Below are 20,502 nucleotides of genomic sequence, written 5' to 3' on the forward strand. Positions count from 1 at the left end.
ATAAGTATATGTATAACCTACTGAAAGGTAAAACAGGTATCATTTCGGGAGCATTGGATCAGAATTCAATTGCCTGGAAAGTAGCAGAAAAGGCGCACGCTGAAGGCGCAAAATTTGTACTGACGAATGCTCCAATTGCTATGCGCATGGGTGAGATCAATGCACTCGCAGAGGCAACCGGATCCCAGATTATACCCGCAGACGCAACAAGCGTAGAAGAGCTAACCAATTTATTTACTAAATCTCAGGAGATTCTCGGTGGTAAAGTAGATTTTGTGCTTCACTCTATTGGTATGAGTGTGAACATCCGTAAAAAAATTCCCTATACCGAACTTAATTATGACTATTTCAATAAGGGCATCGATGTTTCTGCGTTGTCCTTACATAAAATGTTAAGCGTGGCTAAAAAGCTTGACGCGATAAATGAATGGGGAAGCGTTGTAGCGCTTACATACATGGCCGCACAGCGTACCTATCCGTTCTACACTGATATGGCTGACATCAAAGCCATGCTGGAATCAATTGCGCGCAGTTTTGGTTATCACTACGGACTTGAGAAAAAAGTGCGTATTAATACAGTTTCTCAATCTCCGACAAAAACTACCGCCGGTACCGGAATAAAAGGTTTCGGCGATTTCTATGACTTTGCCAACGCGATTGCGCCGCTCGGTAATGCTGATGCAGAATCATGCGCAGATTATTGCATTACCCTCTTCTCAGACCTGACGAGGATGGTTACCATGCAAAACCTTTTCCATGATGGTGGGTATTCGTCAACCGGTGTAAGTGATGACGTGATGCACAGGTTAGGAGTTGATAATAACGCAGAATAAGGACATTCCTGACCATCCAAATTAATTCGTAATATGATAAAGCCGGAAAAATTTGAAATAATTCATAATGGTATATGTTTTAAGAAACGCGCCTATAATTTCCAGACATAAAAAAGCGGGTAATGGTTGTACCAGTACCCGCTGTAATTCAAATCTTACCTCAGCTTAATCCTCTTTCTTTTCTTCCTTTTTACGCTTGGTAGTCTTAGACTTACCAATTATCCTTATTTCATCCTTTTCCTTATCATAATCCACTTCCATTGTATCTCCCTCAACTAGTTCTCCTTTAAGGATTTCTTCAGCAATTGGATCTTCAAGATGCTTTTGAATAGCTCGTTTCAAAGGACGGGCTCCAAAATTAGAATCATAACCTTTCTCAGCGATAAATTCTTTCGCAGCATCCGTAAGTTTAATCTCGTATCCAAGACTCTGAATTCTTTCGAATAACGCTTTCAGCTCGATATCGATGATTTTAAAGATATCTTCCTTAGTCAGTGAATTAAATACAACCACATCATCTACACGATTCAGGAACTCTGGCGCGAACGCACGTTTCAAGGCATTTTCAATTACTCCCCTGGAGAATGTATCTGCCTGTGATGATTTTGCCACAGTGCTGAATCCAACACCCTGTCCAAAATCTTTCAATTGGCGTGCACCAATATTCGAGGTCATGATAATGATTGTGTTCCTGAAATCAACTTTTCGTCCAAGACTGTCGGTAAGTTGTCCTTCATCTAAAACCTGCAATAAAATGTTAAACACGTCCGGGTGAGCTTTTTCAATCTCATCTAGTAACACAACCGCGTATGGCTTTCTTCTAACCTTTTCAGTTAATTGCCCCCCCTCTTCATAACCCACATATCCCGGAGGCGCTCCAACTAAGCGTGACACAGCAAATTTCTCCATGTATTCACTCATGTCAACCTGGATCAATGCATCTTCAGTATCGAACATAAAACGCGCAAGTTCTTTCGCAAGCTCAGTTTTACCTACACCTGTTGGCCCAAGGAATATAAATGAACCGATTGGTTTTTTTGGATCCTTCAATCCGGCCCGGGTACGTTGTATAGCTTTAGTCAATTTCTTAACAGCATCTTCCTGACCGATAACACGGGTATTAATAGCATCAAACATTCCCAGTAATTTCATACTGTCGGCCTGCCCTACGCGCTGAACCGGGATGCCGGTCATCATCGAAACCACCTCTGCAACATTATCTTCAGTTACAGTATATCTTTTCGTTTTCGTTTCGGCTTCCCATTCACTTTTCGCTTTTTCGAGTTCTTCCAGAAGGTTCTTCTCTGTATCCCTCAGTTTCGCAGCTTCTTCATACTTCTGGCTTCTTACAACCTTATTTTTTTCAACTTTAATCTCTTCGATCTTCTGCTCCACATCGATGATATTTTGCGGAACATGAATATTGGTTAGGTGAACTCTCGATCCTGATTCATCAAGGGCATCGATTGCTTTATCAGGAAGAAAGCGGTCAGTAATATATCTTGAGGTTAAGCTTACACAAGCATTAATTGCCTCGTCTGTATAAGTAACTCCGTGATGCTCTTCATATTTCTCCTTAATCCGGTTAAGAATTTCAACAGTTTCTACAGGTGTAGCCGGCTCAACCATTACTTTTTGGAAACGGCGATCTAAAGCACCATCTTTTTCGATAAACTGACGATACTCATCCAGCGTAGTAGCACCAATACATTGGATCTCTCCACGGGCTAATGCGGGCTTAAACATGTTAGATGCATCCAAAGAACCGGAAGCACCACCTGCTCCAACAATAGTATGGATCTCATCGATAAACAGAATCACATCCGGAGATTTCTCCAGTTCATTCATGACTGCCTTCATCCGTTCCTCGAACTGTCCGCGGTATTTTGTCCCGGCAACAAGTGACGCAAGATCCAGAGTTACCACCCTTTTATTGAATAGTACTCTCGATACTTTCCGTTGGATAATCCTCAATGCAAGGCCTTCCGCAATTGCAGATTTACCTACACCCGGTTCACCGATTAGAATTGGGTTGTTCTTTTTACGACGGGATAAAATCTGTGATACACGTTCAATTTCCTTTTCCCTCCCTACTATAGGATCTAGCTTGCCATCTTCGGCTGCGCGCGTTAAATCACGTCCAAAATTGTCAAGGACTGGTGTTTTGGATTTTATGTCAGAAACCTTTTTAGGCTGGCTGAAACTATCCTCTTCTCTGAAATCATCATCCCCGGCAGGAGAACCTCCTGCTGCTTCATCCTTGAAACCATCTTTATTATTTTCTACCTCAGCCTTAAAAATGTCATAGTTTACATTGTATTGCTGCAGAATTTGAGATGCAATATTATCCTCATCTCTTAAAATTGATAGTAATAGGTGCTCAGTACCGATAACGTCACTTTTAAATATTTTTGCCTCCAGGTAGGTGATCTTTAGTACTTTTTCTGCTTGTTTAGTAAGAGGTATATTACCTAGGTTAACCGTAGTGCTGGATGTTCCCTTAACGGAATCTTCAACGGACTTTCTGAGCCGTGCAGTATCAACGCCGGCGCCCTTAAGAATTTTTATGGCCATGCCATCTCCTTCCCGGATAAGACCAAGCAATAAATGTTCTGTTCCGATATAATCATGCCCTAAGCGAAGGGCTTCCTCCCGGCTATATGATATAACGTCTTTGACACGTGGGGAAAATTTAGCTTCCATTGTAATACCTTTCTGTATGTTTAACGTCCTAAGCTATTAAATTATTGGTTTAATATACTTCGGGCAATTGTAACAAGTTATCAACAATTACGCCATTTACATTGAAAAGGTTTTAGGTCATTCTGAGATAATAAAGTTGACATCTCTCTGACTAAAATACGATATTTGAGGCTCATTGTAAAACACATATGTCAGACGAGAAAATAATATTTTCAATGGCTGGGGTAAATAAGGTCTACCCGCCGCAAAAACAAGTTTTAAAGAACATTTACCTTTCTTTCTTTTACGGAGCTAAGATCGGCGTAATCGGTTTGAACGGTTCGGGAAAATCATCCGTCCTAAAGATCATTGCAGGATTGGATAAATCATATCAGGGAGAAGTAGTTTTTGCCCCGGGCTTTACTGTTGGCTACCTTGCACAAGAGCCTGTTCTTGATAATGAAAAGACTGTGCGTGAGGTAGTTGAAGAAGGTGTTGCGGCGACAACTGCCATACTTAAAGAGTACGAAGAAATTAATGAGAAATTCGGTTTGCCTGAGGTCTATGAGAATGCGATTGAGATGGATAAACTCTTGGCGAGACAAGGTGAATTGCAGGATCAGATAGACGCAAGTAATGCCTGGGAACTCGATACCAAGCTGGAGCGGGCCATGGATGCATTACGTTGTCCGGAACCTGAAGCAAAAATTGCCACTTTGTCAGGAGGGGAGCGCAGACGTGTCGCATTATGCCGTCTTTTACTACAGGAGCCGGACGTGCTGTTACTAGATGAGCCGACAAATCACCTGGATGCTGAAAGTATCGACTGGCTGGAACAGCATCTCAAACAGTATAAAGGAACTGTCATTGCGGTTACTCACGACAGGTATTTCCTTGATAACGTCGCGGGCTGGATTCTTGAACTTGATCGCGGAGAAGGTATCCCGTGGAAGGGAAATTACTCGTCGTGGCTTGAACAAAAATCAAAAAGACTCGAATCAGAAGAAAAAACAGAAAGTAAGCGCCAGAAAACACTCGAACGTGAGTTGGAATGGGTGCGCATGGCGCCAAAAGCCCGTCATGCAAAGTCGAAAGCCCGCCTCTCCAATTATGAAAAATTAGCATCAGAAGATACAAAAGAGCGCGAAGATAAACTGGAGCTTTTCATCCCTCCGGGCCCAAGGCTGGGAAATGTTGTGATCGAAGCTCAGGGTGTGAGCAAAACATATGGGGACAAAATACTATTTGAAAATTTAAACTTCTCACTTCCGCCTGCTGGCATCGTGGGTATTATTGGCCCGAATGGTGCTGGAAAGACAACTTTGTTTAGGCTAATAACCGGGCAGGAAAAAGCAGATGCAGGGTCATTTAAAGTAGGGCCAACAGTTGCCCTCGGGTATGTTGATCAAATGCATGATGATCTAGATCAAGACAAATCTGTATGGGAAAATATAACTGACGGAAATGAAACTATTCTCTTGGGCAACAGGCCATTAAATTCACGGGCTTATGTTTCTAAATTTAATTTTAACGGGGCAGATCAGCAGAAAAAAGTTGGAATACTTTCCGGAGGCGAAAAAAACCGGGTTCACCTGGCTATTACCCTGAAAAAAAGCGCTAATGTGCTTCTTCTGGATGAGCCTACGAATGATATTGATGTAAATACTTTACGGGCATTGGAAGAAGGGCTAGAGAATTTTGGAGGGTGTGCAGTAATCATTTCCCACGACCGCTGGTTTCTCGATAGAGTATGCACACACATTCTGGCTTTTGAAGGAAATTCAGAAGTGTATTATTTTGAAGGTAATTATTCAGAATACGAAGAGAGCCGGAAAAAACGCACCGGTGATATTACACCACATAGGATCCGGTATAAAAAATTGGTCAGATAAAAGTATACAGGAACTCAAGATCCTGTATACCTTTGCAACTTTCTCCAGGAAATATAAAATCTTCTCTCAAGGTTATAAAGCATTTTTCCACGATAGCGATTGACAATAGAGAAGTTTTTATTAATCGAATCCATGGGACGGTTTAAAGTCTTGCCTACTTTTGAAGGCATATCTCTCATGTAGTCGTCTACCATTTCGGCATACTTATATCCGCAACGGCTTTTTTGCAACTGCAAGAGTTCATTTGAAAGATTACTTGCCATGATCATTTTGAATTGGTATATAATGACTACAAAATTTAATTTGATTAGTTTCAAAAAAAATCAGATCATTTAAGGTAGAGTTTAAACCAGTTGTCGCACTCTGCCAAAAAACTTGCCATGTAATTCACGTTAATAACCTCGTGTCCTGTGTCTTCATAAGACACCAGTTTATGCACACTTCCAACTTGAGCGAGGCGATTTTTTAAATCAACAGCTTGCTGGTACGGAACAACTACATCTAGTTTGCCGTGAAATAAAAGGGTTGGTTTCGAATTAGCTTTTACATGACTAATTGGGCTTGCCTCGGCATATGCAGCAGGGCTAAACTGATAACTACTGCCGATTAACAACTGCACCACCTGAGCTTGAAGTGGACTCACAGTACTTGTAGGTGTAAAGTCTGTCGGGCCGGCCATTGAAATTACAGCCATTACCTTATTGCCCGTGTCGTATTTGTAAGTATACAAAAGCGACAAATGTCCGCCAGCACTTGCACCCTGAAGCGCAAATTTATCAGAGGAGATTTTCCACTCCCCAGCTTTTGACGCAATAAACTCGATAGCTTTTGCAATATCATTGACCTGTGCCGGATGAATATTTTTTTCCGGAGTATTAGTATAACGATAATTCATAGTGGCAGCTGCATAACCCTTATTCCTCCAGTATTTCGCAAAATCTGTAAATGCTGACTTATCACCTTCAAACCATGATCCGCCATGTACAAGCAAAACAACAGGAGTTTTTGAATCCCTTCGTTCAGGAAGATAAATGTCCAGTGAATTCCGAATATGCGTGCCATACGAAACATTTTGAAAATCCTTAGACGTTAAACCAACTTCGGGCGTCTCTGATGCTTTTTTACATCCGGAGCTAATTACAAATAGCAATAGCAGCCCGGACACTATACTTTTCAACTTGTTCATATTATATTATACGAAAAAAACTGTCGTTGGTTATCCAATCCTGTTGAAATGTTAACAAATAAATAATCCTAGTAAAAGGTCATTTGGCTTTTAAAGATTTATATTTATTCATAGATAAAATCCTGTTTTACACTTGTTTAGTAAATTTTAAAATAATCAAAATTTATGACCTGGAAAAAATTTAACGGAGAAATAATTCAGAACCCCATTCTTGAAGAGGTTGAACATGCCATTGAGAGGGAGTACAATCTTGGCAACAAACTTAAAGTATGCATTGGCACCGACTCCCAGGTTAAAGGCTCAATTATAGATTTTGCTACAGTTATTGTCTTTCTACGTGAACAAAAAGGCGGTTTTATGTTCATCCATCAGGAACGATCTTCCCAAAAGATGAGCATTAAAGAACGGATGATTTCAGAAGTCCAGAAATCAATTGAATGTGCATATTCTCTTTGCGACTTACTGGATCTGTATGACGTAGACCTCGAAGTACATGCTGATATAAACACTAATCCCAATTTCAAATCCAATCAGGCATTGCATGAAGCAATGGGTTATATATTAAGTATGGGTTTCGTTTTCAAAGCCAAACCGGAAGCTTTCGCTAGTTCAGCTTGCGCAAATAAAATTGTACAATAAAAAAGGAGCGCTGTTTTTTCAACCAGCACTCCCAGTAAATATCAATATTTAAAAGGCATAAACGGCAGCTATCAAAAATTGAGATGCTGACCTGGCCGCATTCACATTATTATTAAAAAAGGGTGAAGAATCATTATTATCAAATCTTAATTCCGGAATAATTGTCAGGGAACCCGTCTTAATATTCCCGGTTAACGTAAGGCTTGAAATAGCGCTCCCTTCCACTCCTCCTGCATCTTTAAATTTAAAATATTCCCCTCTAGCACCTAATCCGAATCTGCTTGATAAAGTAAATTGAGGATAAAGTGCAAGACCGCTGTAACCCCCATTATCCTCGGGCAATGAATAATCTGCGAGATTTAATCCCAGCCTGAAACCCTCAGCTAGCTGGTAGGTAGTGGTTAAGTCGAGAATAGTTCCAGATCCGTAGGTAGCCGCACCGCCTCCGCCTCTTCCGGAAAGAACATTGAAATATGCAGTCCAACCTTCGGCAGGAATTACAGATAATTGGGCACCTACATGTGATACCCCATTGATATCTTGAAAAGTATTCCAATCGTTAAATAATCCAACCATCAACCCAACTTTGTCTGAAAAGGCGAAATTGGCTTTAATACCTGCATTCTGAAAAGGTCCGTTCGTAAACAGATAAGATGTTGAGTAATTAAAATTGGCCACTGGAGAGATCACTTCATAGCCCACGAAAGTCCCCATATAACCTGCGGTCATTGAAAATGCATCATTAAACTTATATGTAGCGTAAAGATTTTGGATATGAAAGCTATTGCTTGTATTCCCAACATCACCTGTTGGTATAGATTGATACTGACCGCGTGGACCAAATGAAATATCTCCTACAAAAGACGTTTTTCCAGCAGATTTCTTAAGAATTACATTCAACATTCCTAGTGAAACCGAATTATGGTCTGTAGCGAAGCTAGTTGGTATATTTGAGCTTCCGCTTAGAGTTTTAAAATTTGAAAAGTCGTATTTATAGTAAAGATCCCCGGATCCGGATATTTGTAAAGGAGTATTTTGTGGCCCATCCTGTGCAAAAGACACAGATGATACCGTCAGCGTTACTAAAAAGATTAAAATTAATTTGTAAAATGTTTTCATGTTTGTTTGGGTTTAAAGGTTTATAAAAAGATCCATAGCTAAATCCCGTTACAAAAGCATCCCGAGATGATAGTCAAGCCTTTTATCAGCTTCTTAGATCTATCATGATCAAGATCACACCTCTTTTACTAACTACTGTTACGGTTTCATGTATGGAAAAAAGATTCTATTCTTTCACGCATTAATACATTTTCATCGCAAATACATTCTTATGATTCATTAGAAATAAATGCGGCAAATGAGAACTCAATCAGTTAAATTTTTAATTGAAAGAGCATTGTAACATAAATTCTCTTAAAATAATTTTTATTTAAGGTTTTTTTTAATAAATGGTCCTTAAAATTGATAATTTTCAGGATAAACATGCAGTAATATTCAAATTTTAAGTTAAAAAGTAAAATAAGCATCAATAAATACAAATTATAAGTCTTTATATACAATACTTCCTAAATATATCAATTAATTATCAATTTTGAATATATATTCTTCCTTTTTAATCAATAATAAGATAATTTTATTAATTTATTATAAATATATCCACTATTTTAGGGTATATATGGAAATGATATAAAAAAGTTGGGATATTTTATAGATATCTGGGTAAAATCTAGCAGTATATCAATCGTGATTGCCAGATAATCGGATATTTTATGAAGAAATAAGAATAAATAAGCTAAACATCCTTCGATTTTCAAATATTAAATAGAATTAAGAGCTTAATTTCTGACAAGAAGAAACATTACTTATTATACCATTTCATTTCCACTGAAATGTTAAGATTAACATGAGGAGCTCGGAGGCTAAAAACGGAAAATCTACAAGAAAAAATTATATCCGGTGACTTGGAAATTGCTGACATAACTGGTGAGAACACCTCCACTTAAAATAAAAAATCCCGGCCAATAGCCAGGATTATTTAAAGTCGTAAAATTAGTGGGTGAAAATCAGATTATCTGTTTAACTCTATCTGCATCTCTTTCGTATACTGAACCATTATCACTTACAATTAGTGTTCCCTGGCTATACTTCTCATTATGCTGACTTGCGTCAAGACCTTCTTCTTCTTCTTCAGTACTCACGCGGATCGGTTGTATCAGGTTAATTAACTTAAAAATTGCATATGAGACAGTAAAACTAAACGCAACAACAATGGCCACTCCTTTTAGCTGAGTGAAAAAGAAAGCAGCATCTCCATAGAACCATCCATCAGCACCTGCTGCATTGACTGTTTTGGTCGCCAACAGACCGGTTAACAACATACCTACAATACCCCCAACACCATGACATGGAAATACATCTAAGGTATCATCCAAACTGGTTTTCGATTTCCAATAAACTGCTAGGTTTGAAATGATAGCACTTACAACTCCAATGAAAATACTTTGCGGAATTGCCACCAGACCTGCACCTGGAGTTATTGCAACCAATCCCACGACAGCACCTATACAAAATCCTAATACTGAAGGCTTTTTACCTCTTAGTACATCGAAAAACATCCAGGACAAACCTGCGGCGGCAGCAGCAATATTGGTAGTCGCGAAAGCAGATACAGCCAATGCATTAGCGCCAAGAGCAGAACCTGCATTAAATCCAAACCAGCCAAACCATAATAAACCTGTACCTATTAATACATATGGGATGTTTGCTGGAGGGATTTCCTGATGTTCCATATGCACCCGTCTACGTTTTAACACTAATGCGCCAGCCAATGCCGCCATTCCAGCTGATATATGAACGACCGTACCTCCGGCAAAATCAAATACTCCCATTTTGAAAAGGAACCCTTCCGGATGCCAGGTCCAATGGGCCAGTGGAGCGTAAACCAACAAGCTGAATAGACAGATAAAAAGTATGTATGAAGTGAAACGAATACGCTCAGCAACAGCACCTACAACCAGTCCGGGCGTGATAATTGCAAACATAAGCTGAAACAAAGCGAACAAGGTTAAGGGAATTGTAGGAGCTAGGCTCCATGGGGCACCAGAATTTACATCTTTGAAAAATAAGAAGGTTAATGGGTTTCCAATAAATCCTCCCTGGGTTTCTCCAAAAGCTAAACTAAATCCAACGGTAACCCACAAAATACTCACAACTCCGGCGGCAACCACACTTTTGATCATCGTGGAGATTACATTTTTGCGATGCACCATCCCTCCATAAAAAAAGGCTAAACCTGGTGTCATTAAAAAAACAAGCGCTGTGGCTACCAATACCCAGGCAATATCCGCTCCACTATATTTTCCTCCATCATCGAAATTAGGCAAGGATGTCGCAAAAAGCGAAGCGATGGCAACCGCAGATAGAATTACAAATGGGGCTACCTGTCTTATTTGAATTTTACTCATTTTTTATAAATTAAGTATTAACAATAGAAAAACAACTTATATTATTAACAAAACTATAAATTATTTTGAATAATTATAGTTTTTTCATGTAAAAAATTCATTTTTTAGCATAATACTTACAATATCATTTAATAATGATCAATAGTTAAAAGTTTTCAAGCCTTATTAGCGCTATTTTAAGAATTTAACGAAATTATCTTATTTAAAACTATAATTAACTCATAATTCTGAATATTTTTTAAAAACTATCGGCATAACATCGAGGGATAGCTTATGATAGGTTGCAATAACACATCAAGATTAAAAACAAGCATTAATAAATACCGGACGGTAAATGATAAATATCTATCGATATAGATGGACATGAATTCAGTGGTCATCCAGTAGATGTAGCAGGATAACAGTTACAATTCGAAAGTTAAATAGCTATAACAGGAACTGGAGTATAATTCTCTCCTTGAATCACAGCCATGTGTTCCAATCGTTTGTCAATATAGCTCTGGATCTGAGACTTTTTCATGCCCCAGTTAGGCGCAATCAGCAAATCAAAGTCTGCAAGGCCGAATAATCTTTGTAATACAATATCCGGACGTAGAAGAGGGATAAATTCAGCAATAAAATTGGTGTATTCGTCGATCGTAAATGTCTTAAATGGTTCTTTAGCGTAACGGCTGCCCATTATAGAACCTTTAACGATATGAAGATGATGGAGTTTTACAAATTTGATTTGAGGGAACCGGTTAATTTCATCAGCGTACTTTAGCATCATTTCGTGGGTCTCCCATGGAAATCCGAAAATAGTATGAACGCAAATATCAATTTTACTATTACCAGCTAGCTGCAATGCATTGATGAATTCCTGATGTGTACAGCCGCGGTTGATTCTGGAGAGTGTGTCATCATAAATAGATTCCATGCCCATTTCAAGATCAACATCAAAACGATCGGTGTAGCTTTCAAGTAATGCCAGCTTTTCAAAATCGATACAATCTGGTCGGGTGCCCACAGACAGGCCAACAATGCTCTCAGTATTAATGCTCAAGGCTTCATCATAAAGCATTTTCAAATAGTGGGCAGGTGCGTAAGTGTTCGTGTTGGGTTGGAAATAAATGATAAATTTTTCTGCTTTGTAATTCTTAAAAGCACGTTCCATTCCCTGCTCAATCTGTTCTTTAATAGTAGGTAGCTTTCGGGAAAGCTCTGGTGTGAATGAATCGACGTTGCAATAAGTGCAGCCCCCATAACCTTTGCTTCCATCACGATTTGGGCAGGTAAAACCGGCATCAGCAATAATCTTATACACACGTTGCCCATCATACTTATTCTTAAGGTATGCGCCGTAGTGATTATAATTCTTATGGCCGTAGTCTAAAGGTGTTCCCAAAATTCTATTTTTGCAGGTGCAAAGATACGAATTCAATATTAGCCACTGATCCTGATGCTCCGTATATATTATAAAAAAGACCAACGATTGGCAAAAGAAGGTGACATAAGCCTTCTCCGGAGTTGCCACCGTAGCCTTCATGCCGCCAACACTCATCGCAAGCATTTACGGTATGAATTTCAAGGTGATGCCTGAACTGGAATGGGACTTAGGTTATTTTTTAGCAGTCTTTTTAATGGTGCTTTCGTCCGTCCTTACACTGTTATATTTCAAAAAGAAAGACTGGTTATGAAACAAACAATTGCTTGTTTACCACGTTTCATTATTAGGAATGATCTTTAATTTAACCAAAGAAAGAAAAGATGAACACACCTTCTAACAATAAATCGAACGAGGATCAGCAAGGCTCATCCAAATCCAACCAGGCGTTTAAGTCTGGTAAAGAAGAACAAAAAAAGAGGGGGATCTCCAACAGCGGCGGACAAATGTCGTATCAGACTGATAATAAACAAGCTACCGTAAACAAGGGTAATGTAAACCCGAATGTACAAGGCAAAAAGCGGGCGGCCAAAATTCCTTCAAAACATGGCCCTAAAAAAGGTTAATACAGGGCTTAAGGAGATGGGGATTTACTCCCCTTCTTCTTTTTAATACCCTCCAAAATTCTGGCTTGAAAGCCAATTATTCTTACCTTTACTTTTCATAAAAAAGGTAATGACCGAAGTTTACAAACCCAAACATAAATTACGTTTTGTAACAGCTGCAGCTTTATTTGACGGACATGACGCCACTATAAATATTATGCGGCGAATTCTGCAATCTTCAGGAGCAGAGGTAATCCACCTGGGTCATAACCGTTCTGTGCAAGAGGTAGTTGATTGTGCAATACAGGAAGACGTACAGGGAATTGCTATGACATCATATCAGGGTGGCCATGTCGAATATCTGAAATACATGTATGACCTTTTGCAGGAAAAAGGGGCAAAACATATTAAGATTTTTGCAGGTGGCGGAGGTGTAATATTGCCTTATGAGATCGAAGAGCTAAAAAATTACGGAATAACCCAAATCTATTCTCCGGATGATGGCAGAAAGATGGGATTGCAGGGCATGATCAATGACATGCTTCAAAAATGCGATTTCCTTACACACGATAAATTAAATGGCGAGCTTGCTGGAATAAAGAAAAAGGATTCCAAGGCAGTGGCTTCCGCAATAACATTGGCAGAAAATCATCCAGAAAAAACTTCAAACTTTTTAAAAGAGATCTCTGCTCTTAACAAGGATAAAAATATTCCTGTCGTTGGCATTACCGGCACGGGTGGCGCAGGAAAATCATCCTTGCTAGATGAGTTGGTACGACGTTTTCTTAATGAAACTGACAAGAGCATCGCTATCATTTCCGTTGATCCATCTAAACGTAAAACAGGCGGTGCATTACTTGGCGATAGAATTCGGATGAATTCCATAAATAATGCGCGTGTTTACATGCGTTCACTTGCTACACGGCAGGCTAATCTGGCACTTTCCAAATATGTTAAGGAATCAATAGACATCTGTAAAGCAGCAGGCTATGATCTTATCATTATCGAAACATCAGGAATCGGTCAGTCTGATACAGAGATAACTGATCATTCGGATGTGTCTGTATATGTAATGACGCCTGAATTCGGAGCGGCAACGCAGCTGGAAAAGATCGACATGCTTGATTTTGCCGACCTTGTGGCAATCAATAAGTTTGACAAAAGGGGGGCGCTAGACGCGATCCGTGATGTTCGTAAGCAATTTAAACGTAACCATAATTTGTTTGAAGCCGACGACAATGACCTGCCAGTCATCGGAACCATGGCTTCCCAGTTCAATGACCCGGGTATGAATACTCTATTCGCTAAATTAATGAAGGTCATTCATAAAAAAACAGGAGTCGATTATTCGGTCGGTGACGATTCATTAGAAAGTCTGCAAGAAAAAAAGTATATAATCTCTCCTGATCGTGTTAGGTATCTCGCCGAAATTGCCGAAGCGAATGAAGAATACTCTATATGGGTTAACGAGCAATGCAAAATTGCTCAACAGCTCTTTCAAGTCAAAGGGGTTCTAGATCTTAGTAATGATAAAGCTACAAGTGCAGTTCTGAAAGAGATGTATAACGCGCTCGAAACAGGCCTGGACAAAGAGTGTCAAAGATTATTGAACGAATGGCCTGAAACACTTAGACGTTACAAAGCTGACGAATTTGTCTTTAAGGTACGTGATAAAGAGATACGTCAAGCCTTATATTCCGAATCGCTTTCTAAATTAAGAATTCCAAAAATTTCTCTTCCCAGGTATGAGGCATGGGGCGACGTTCTGCGCTGGATACTGACAGAAAATGTTCCAGGTGAATTTCCTTTTGCCGCGGGAGTATTCCCATTGAAACGGGAGGGTGAAGATCCTACAAGAATGTTTGCAGGTGAGGGCGGACCCGAGAGGACTAATAAGCGATTTCATTACGTATCATTAGGTCAGCCTGCCCATCGTTTGTCAACGGCTTTTGATTCGGTAACTCTTTATGGCGAAGACCCTCACGTACGGCCTGACATTTACGGAAAAATCGGTAATTCAGGTGTAAGCATTGCAACACTGGACGATGCGAAAAAACTATACTCAGGATTTGATCTCTGTCATGCTTCTACATCGGTGTCGATGACCATCAACGGCCCGGCTCCAATGCTACTTGGATTCTTTATGAACGCAGCTATCGACCAGCAGTGTGAGAGATATATTCAGAAAAACAAACTGGAGGAAGAAGTACATTCAAAAATCGACGAGATTTATCAATTAAAAGGAATTAGCAGACCTGTCTATCAGAGTGGGCTGCCACCAGGTAACGATGGATTAGGGTTAATGTTGCTGGGAGTTACTGGTGATCAGGTTCTTCCGCAGGAAGTTTACGATAAAATTAAAGCTTACGCAATTTCAAGCGTGCGCGGCACGGTTCAGGCTGATATTCTGAAAGAAGATCAGGCACAAAATACCTGTATATTTTCTACGGAGTTCGCACTGCGGATGATGGGCGACATACAGAAATATTTTATTGACAATCGAATCCGAAATTTTTATTCCGTTTCCATTTCCGGCTATCATATAGCGGAAGCAGGGGCAAATCCGATTTCGCAATTAGCTTTTACACTTAGCAACGGTTTTACCTTTGTTGAATATTACCTAAGTCGGGGGATGCATATTGATGATTTTGCCCCGAACCTGTCTTTCTTTTTCTCGAACGGATTAGATCCGGAATATTCAGTTATCGGGCGCGTAGCAAGATTAATTTGGGCAAAAGCGATAAAATATAAATATAACGGGAATGACAGATCTCAAAAGCTTAAATATCATATTCAAACTTCCGGTCGATCATTACATGCGCAGGAAATCGATTTTAATGATATCCGAACAACCTTACAAGCGCTTTACGCGATCTATGATAACTGTAATTCACTGCACACAAATGCTTATGACGAGGCAATAACCACTCCGACAGAAGAGTCTGTTCGCCGGGCAATGGCAATTCAACTCATTATAAACAGGGAATTAGGATTAGCTAAAAATGAAAACCCCCTCCAGGGATCTTTTATTATTGAGGAACTAACATACCTGGTCGAAAAAGCTGTTTTGGAAGAATTCAAGCGGATTAATGATCGTGGAGGAGTTTTAGGGGCAATGGAAACGATGTATCAGAGAAGTAAGATCCAGGAAGAATCACTATACTACGAGACGCTCAAACATTCCGGAGAGTTTCCGATAGTTGGTGTTAATACCTTTCTTAATAAAAATGGTTCCCCTACAATCATCCCTTCAGAAGTAATAAGAGCAACTGAAGAAGAAAAGCAATTTCAAATCGAGGCTCTGGAAGCTTTCCAAAAGCGTAATGCAGATCGCTCCGTTCAACTTTTAAAAAATCTACAGGAGAAAGCCCTTGCGGGTGAAAATATTTTCGAAAATTTAATGGAGGTATGCAAATATTGCAGCCTGGGTGAGATTTCAAATGCACTGTATCAAGTAGGTGGCCAGTACCGGAGGAATATGTAAAAAGGACATCTTAAAAAGCCTCCAATGATTTAGGAGGTTTTTATTATGAGTATACAGAACAAATCTTCTCATCTTTTGGATTTAAATTATATAAATCTATATTTTAGTAAAACCAAATTCTAAAATGATGAGAAACGTATTAATTGTATTTTGTTTATTCTTTATTTCAGCAGGTGCTGTCGCGCTGAAGCCAAAAAAATTATTTAACGGCCGGGATCTTTCAGGCTGGAAAATCCATGGCACGGAAAAGTGGTATGTTGAAAAAGGAACACTTGTTTGTGAAAGCGGTCCAGATAAAGAGTATGGCTATCTTTCAACCGAAAAAGCTTACAAGAATTTTATTCTAAGCTACCAGTTCAAACTGGAAGCAAATGGCAACAGCGGTGTGTTCATTCGTTCAACTATTGACGGCACTAAAATTACTGGTTGGCAAGTTGAGGTTGCTCCACCCGGAAGCAGCACCGGAGGTATCTATGAATCTTATGGAAGAGGGTGGCTAATAAAACCCACTCCGGAAGATGAAAAGGCACTAAGTCCTGATGGTTGGAACAAAGGCAAAATCCAGGTGATAGGCGACGAAGTTACTACCTGGTTAAACGGCAAACAAATGGTTACGCTAAAAGACTCAAAGATCGGTTCGGGAAATGGCGCAATTGCTTTACAAATACACAGTGGAGGCGGCATTAAAGTGAGATGGAAAAACATTGTCATTAATGAGCTTCCCTAATTCATGCTTTTCTTACCCAATTGATAGCCTAATAATTTAAATATGAAAAATAGTTCAGAATCCTCTCGGAGAGGCTTTCTTAAGACGCTTGGCGTCACCACGGTCACTGTTGCTGCGGGTTCAGGTGTATTTGCAACCGAATCCGAGGGCAAGTCAGTTGAATTCACAATCCATAAAAGACAATTCTCCGGGCCTAACGATAACGTAAATATCGCTTTAATCGGTGCGGGCGGTATGGGCACACAAGACACCATTGTTGCATTACAAGTTCCGGGCGTAAAATTGGTTGCTGTGTGCGATTTGTATCAGGGACGTTTGGATAATGCAAAAAAACGCTGGGGTCAGGATATCTTTACTACGCGGATTTACAAAGAAATTTTAAACCGGGCCGATGTTGACGCTGTAATTGTAGGAACACCCGATCACTGGCACCAGCAAATATCCATTGACGCAATGCGTGCAGGAAAACACGTTTACTGTGAAAAACCGATGGTTCATGATATCAAAGAAGGTCCTGCCGTTATCAAAGCCCAGAAAGAAACAGGTAAAATATTTCAGGTTGGAAGCCAGGGAGTATCCTCGTTAGGAAATGGAAAAGCGAAAGAACTACTGAAAGATGGGGCGATAGGCCAGCTAAATTTTGCGGAGGGGTTTTGGGCGAGGAATTCGCCTACAGGAGCCTGGCAATACCCGATACCTACGGATGCATCTCCAGAATCCGTGGACTGGGAAACATTTGTATCCAATACCACAAAAAGGCCATTTGACGCTACACGATTCTTCAGATGGCGAAATTACCGTGATTACGGAACAGGTATGGCAGGCGATCTATTTGTTCACCTTTTTTCCAGCCTGCATTTTATAACAAATTCATACGGGCCGGAAAAAATTTACGCTTCAGGTGGATTACGTTACTGGAAAGATGGACGCGAAGTACCTGACGTAATGTTAGGTATTTTCGACTACCCTGAGCAGGCACAATCGCACCCGGCATTTAATCTTTCGCTTAGATGCAATTTTAACGATGGTACCAGTGGGAGTACTTTTCTGAAGCTGGTTGGAAGCGAAGGCTCAATGGATATTGGCTGGGACAGCGTTACACTTAAGCGAAATAAACCGGTAGTTTCTGATGATCCTTTTTTTATCGAACAAATGAAAAAAGCTGGAACCCCTGTTGATGGCCGTAAACGGATACTGCCACCGGAAGAATTTACTTTTACAGCCGAAAAAGGCTACAAAGGCGGCCCATACGACCACATGGAAAATTTCTTTTCCGCAATCCGAAACAATGGCAAAGTAGCTGAAGATGCGGTATTCGGCTATCGGGCAGCCGCTCCGGCCTTATTATGTAACGACAGTTATAATAATGATACCGCCATGCTATGGAACCCAGAGAAAATGCAACCTGTCAAAAAAAAATAATGAAGAATTTTCCTCAGACTGCCAGCCTAATTATAGCCGTCTGGACTTTTATATCGTGTTTTAACAGCGAAAACGCATTTGGACAAGCCATGCTGACACAAAAAATAGTACTACTACAATAATGGGAACAAGCGAAAGTCTATTTGACGGCAAGAGCCTGACGGGCTGGCACGCATTTAACAAGCCAGGAGAAATACGAAACTGGACAATTATAGAAGATGCAATGGTTTGCCTGGGCGCCGCTGAAGGAGATACTGGCGGGGATATTGTTTCTGATAAGGAGTATGAAAATTTCGAACTCAGCTGGGAATGGAAAATTGATGAGGGTGGAAACAGCGGAGTTATGTACCATGTTATAGAAGACCTTAAATATAAGGCACCGTGGGAAACCGGCCCCGAATATCAATTGATTGATGATATCAGTTACCCATTCAAACTTGAGCCCTGGCAACTGACTGGTGGAGATTACGCAATGAACCCGCCCAGCGAAAAGAAAAAACTAAACGCTGTTGGTGATTGGAACTCGAGTAAAATTATTTTTGACCAGGGCCATGTAGAACACTGGTTAAATGGAGATATGATCGTAGAATTCACTGCCTGGGATGCCAAATGGGAATATGAAAAGAACACTGGCAAATGGAAAGATTATCCCGATTATGGTTCAGCAAAAAGAGGCCGAATAGCTTTGCAGGATCACGGGAATAAGGCCTATTTTAAAAACATCAGTATAAAAGAACTATAGCAAATGAAAAGTCCCCCGAAAATTCAGGGGACTTTTTTATTTTTGATACTTGGCACTTCGTACTGATTCTTAGCCAGCTATCCAACTAAATTTATATTCTAAAGTAGGATTTTTCATTCTATCAGCAACCCGTAATAAGCGGTCGGGAAGGTTCATAACATAATCCCTTGCCTTTTCGCCAGCTTCATTCAGACCACTTATTTTTTCAATCTGCCATTCGTCAATAAGCTGCTTCATGATGTCTACGTAATCAATTGCCGTGTACACACCTAATCTTTGTGCAGCATCTGTAAAGTGCCCGAAAGTCTGGCCAACCTTCAATCCCATCTCACGCAAAAAGTGAGCGGGCATTACAATCTTGTTACGCATCATATCTTCAAAAGCAATCATTGCTTCGCTTGGATCTACTTCAAAGATGCGCATCATAAAATCCTTATATGCTTTTGCGTGTCGTGCTTCATCGGATGCAATAACACCGCACATTTTTGAAAGTAGGGTATCGCCCTCTTGCTTTGCAAATGATGCAACCCGACGGTGAGAAATATTTGTTGCAAGTTCCTGAAAACTTGTATAAATGAAGTTCCTGTAAGGATCATGACCTGTACCGATATCAAATCCGTCAGCAATAAGATACTGAGTTGAAATTTCCATCTGGCGCATATCAACCCGGCCGGAAAGGTAAAGGTATTTATTAAGCAGATCACCATGGCGATTCTCTTCAGCGGTCCAGTGACGAACCCATTTCATCCATCCTCCTTGCTCATCTTTTGAAATCTCATCAACCATGCTTAACCATGATTCATATGTGGGAAGTGCTTCTTCAGTAATTGTATCACCGATCAGCACGGCAACAAGATCATATGATAAATCTTTGGCATTCTCTCTAAGTTCCTTGATCTCAGAATAGAATGTATCCCGTGTTGAATCAGGCAAGAAGTCAGATGGCTGCCAGTTAGTATCTATAGGTTTAAGGTATTCATGCATTTTTTCAAGCATATACTTCTCGATATGCCTTAATACTTCCTTACGGGATCCTATATTGATATTCATATAAATTATTTATTATCCAAATATATGCAAAATGGTGGAAATTGTCCTCCAAAATAAGATTATTGGCTTCGAAATTTGATAATATACCCCTTAATAACCTTTATAAAAGATAAAAGTTCTTTGAGTAGAGTCAAAAATATTTCAGTGACAAATGTGATAAATAATGCGGAAATACGGCATAACAATATTGTTATATTAAGAAGAGAACTGCGATCCACCTCCCTTAGTAAATCCTTCTTACAGAAAAAAAAACTAATTTTTCGAAAGGGGCTTATTTAATCCCGATAGCTATCGGAATGGACACCGACCTTTACTAATCTCAATAACAAAAAAAGCCCAGTACAATGAAGTACTGAGCTTTCTATAAAATTGGGCACCGACCTACTCTCCCACCTGTTACGGCAGTACCATTG

15 protein-coding genes and 1 pseudogene are annotated in these 20,502 nt (G+C 39.9%); 9 read left to right on the forward strand and 7 right to left on the reverse strand.

The genetic code is table 11. The annotated features are described in order from the left end of the window. Nucleotides 1-8: 8 nt before the first annotated feature. A complete protein-coding gene (locus tag ACLL8Z_RS08450; RefSeq protein ID WP_411274335.1) occupies nucleotides 9-833 on the forward strand; it encodes an enoyl-ACP reductase in 825 nt (274 codons plus the stop codon). A 165-nt stretch (nucleotides 834-998) separates the two neighbouring features. Here the strand turns inward: ACLL8Z_RS08450 and ACLL8Z_RS08455 are convergent, their stop codons facing one another. After that, nucleotides 999-3,536, reverse strand: a complete 2,538-nt coding sequence (locus ACLL8Z_RS08455; RefSeq protein WP_411274336.1) for an ATP-dependent Clp protease ATP-binding subunit — start codon at nucleotides 3,534-3,536, stop codon at nucleotides 999-1,001. Nucleotides 3,537-3,724: 188 nt separating this feature from the next. On the opposite strand from ACLL8Z_RS08455, the gene ettA reads away from it, so the two are divergent. Then, complete coding sequence (gene ettA / locus ACLL8Z_RS08460) at nucleotides 3,725-5,407, forward strand: energy-dependent translational throttle protein EttA (RefSeq protein ID WP_411274337.1); 1,683 nt, start codon at nucleotides 3,725-3,727, stop codon at nucleotides 5,405-5,407. A gap of 14 nt (nucleotides 5,408-5,421) precedes the next feature. Here ettA and ACLL8Z_RS08465 read toward each other — a convergent pair whose 3' ends face one another. Next, entirely contained in the window at nucleotides 5,422-5,670 is a 249-nt protein-coding gene (locus tag ACLL8Z_RS08465) for a hypothetical protein (protein ID WP_411274338.1), read from the reverse strand. Nucleotides 5,671-5,735: 65 nt separating this feature from the next. After that, the gene (locus ACLL8Z_RS08470) at nucleotides 5,736-6,593 is read right to left on the reverse strand and encodes a prolyl oligopeptidase family serine peptidase (RefSeq protein WP_411274339.1); all 858 of its coding nucleotides are present in this window, start codon (nucleotides 6,591-6,593) and stop codon (nucleotides 5,736-5,738) included. Between the two features lie 165 nt (nucleotides 6,594-6,758). Here ACLL8Z_RS08470 and ACLL8Z_RS08475 point away from each other — a divergent pair, with 165 nt between their 5' ends. Further along, nucleotides 6,759-7,232: a ribonuclease H-like YkuK family protein gene (locus ACLL8Z_RS08475; RefSeq protein ID WP_411274340.1), complete on the forward strand. Its 474-nt coding sequence runs from the start codon at nucleotides 6,759-6,761 to the stop codon at nucleotides 7,230-7,232. A gap of 48 nt (nucleotides 7,233-7,280) precedes the next feature. Here ACLL8Z_RS08475 and ACLL8Z_RS08480 read toward each other — a convergent pair whose 3' ends face one another. From ACLL8Z_RS08480 to ACLL8Z_RS08490, 3 genes are all read right to left on the reverse strand, one after another. After that, entirely contained in the window at nucleotides 7,281-8,351 is a 1,071-nt protein-coding gene (locus tag ACLL8Z_RS08480) for a porin (RefSeq protein ID WP_411274341.1), read from the reverse strand. Nucleotides 8,352-9,295: 944 nt separating this feature from the next. Continuing rightward, entirely contained in the window at nucleotides 9,296-10,696 is a 1,401-nt protein-coding gene (locus ACLL8Z_RS08485; RefSeq protein ID WP_411274342.1) for an ammonium transporter, read from the reverse strand. Between the two features lie 418 nt (nucleotides 10,697-11,114). After that, the gene (locus ACLL8Z_RS08490) at nucleotides 11,115-12,080 is read right to left on the reverse strand and encodes a TIGR01212 family radical SAM protein (protein ID WP_411274343.1); all 966 of its coding nucleotides are present in this window, start codon (nucleotides 12,078-12,080) and stop codon (nucleotides 11,115-11,117) included. 133 nt (nucleotides 12,081-12,213) lie between these two features. Between ACLL8Z_RS08490 and ACLL8Z_RS08495 the strand changes: the two are divergent. The 6 genes and pseudogenes from ACLL8Z_RS08495 to ACLL8Z_RS08520 all read left to right on the forward strand — a co-directional run. Beyond that, nucleotides 12,214-12,372, forward strand: a pseudogene (locus ACLL8Z_RS08495) (CorA family divalent cation transporter); the annotation flags it as partial. Between the two features lie 70 nt (nucleotides 12,373-12,442). Beyond that, a complete protein-coding gene (locus ACLL8Z_RS08500; RefSeq protein WP_411274344.1) occupies nucleotides 12,443-12,685 on the forward strand; it encodes a hypothetical protein in 243 nt (80 codons plus the stop codon). Between the two features lie 109 nt (nucleotides 12,686-12,794). Further along, nucleotides 12,795-16,148: a methylmalonyl-CoA mutase family protein gene (locus ACLL8Z_RS08505; RefSeq protein WP_411274345.1), complete on the forward strand. Its 3,354-nt coding sequence runs from the start codon at nucleotides 12,795-12,797 to the stop codon at nucleotides 16,146-16,148. 124 nt (nucleotides 16,149-16,272) lie between these two features. Beyond that, complete coding sequence (locus ACLL8Z_RS08510; protein WP_411274346.1) at nucleotides 16,273-16,875, forward strand: DUF1080 domain-containing protein; 603 nt, start codon at nucleotides 16,273-16,275, stop codon at nucleotides 16,873-16,875. Nucleotides 16,876-16,917: 42 nt separating this feature from the next. After that, nucleotides 16,918-18,297, forward strand: a complete 1,380-nt coding sequence (locus ACLL8Z_RS08515; protein WP_411274347.1) for a Gfo/Idh/MocA family protein — start codon at nucleotides 16,918-16,920, stop codon at nucleotides 18,295-18,297. 121 nt (nucleotides 18,298-18,418) lie between these two features. Beyond that, entirely contained in the window at nucleotides 18,419-19,039 is a 621-nt protein-coding gene (locus ACLL8Z_RS08520; RefSeq protein ID WP_411274348.1) for a DUF1080 domain-containing protein, read from the forward strand. 69 nt (nucleotides 19,040-19,108) lie between these two features. Here ACLL8Z_RS08520 and ACLL8Z_RS08525 read toward each other — a convergent pair whose 3' ends face one another. Then, entirely contained in the window at nucleotides 19,109-20,089 is a 981-nt protein-coding gene (locus tag ACLL8Z_RS08525; RefSeq protein ID WP_411274349.1) for an acyl-ACP desaturase, read from the reverse strand. Nucleotides 20,090-20,502: the final 413 nt, after the last annotated feature.

The sequence above is a fragment of the Daejeonella sp. genome (assembly GCF_046590655.1).
Taxonomy (GTDB): domain Bacteria; phylum Bacteroidota; class Bacteroidia; order Sphingobacteriales; family Sphingobacteriaceae; genus Daejeonella.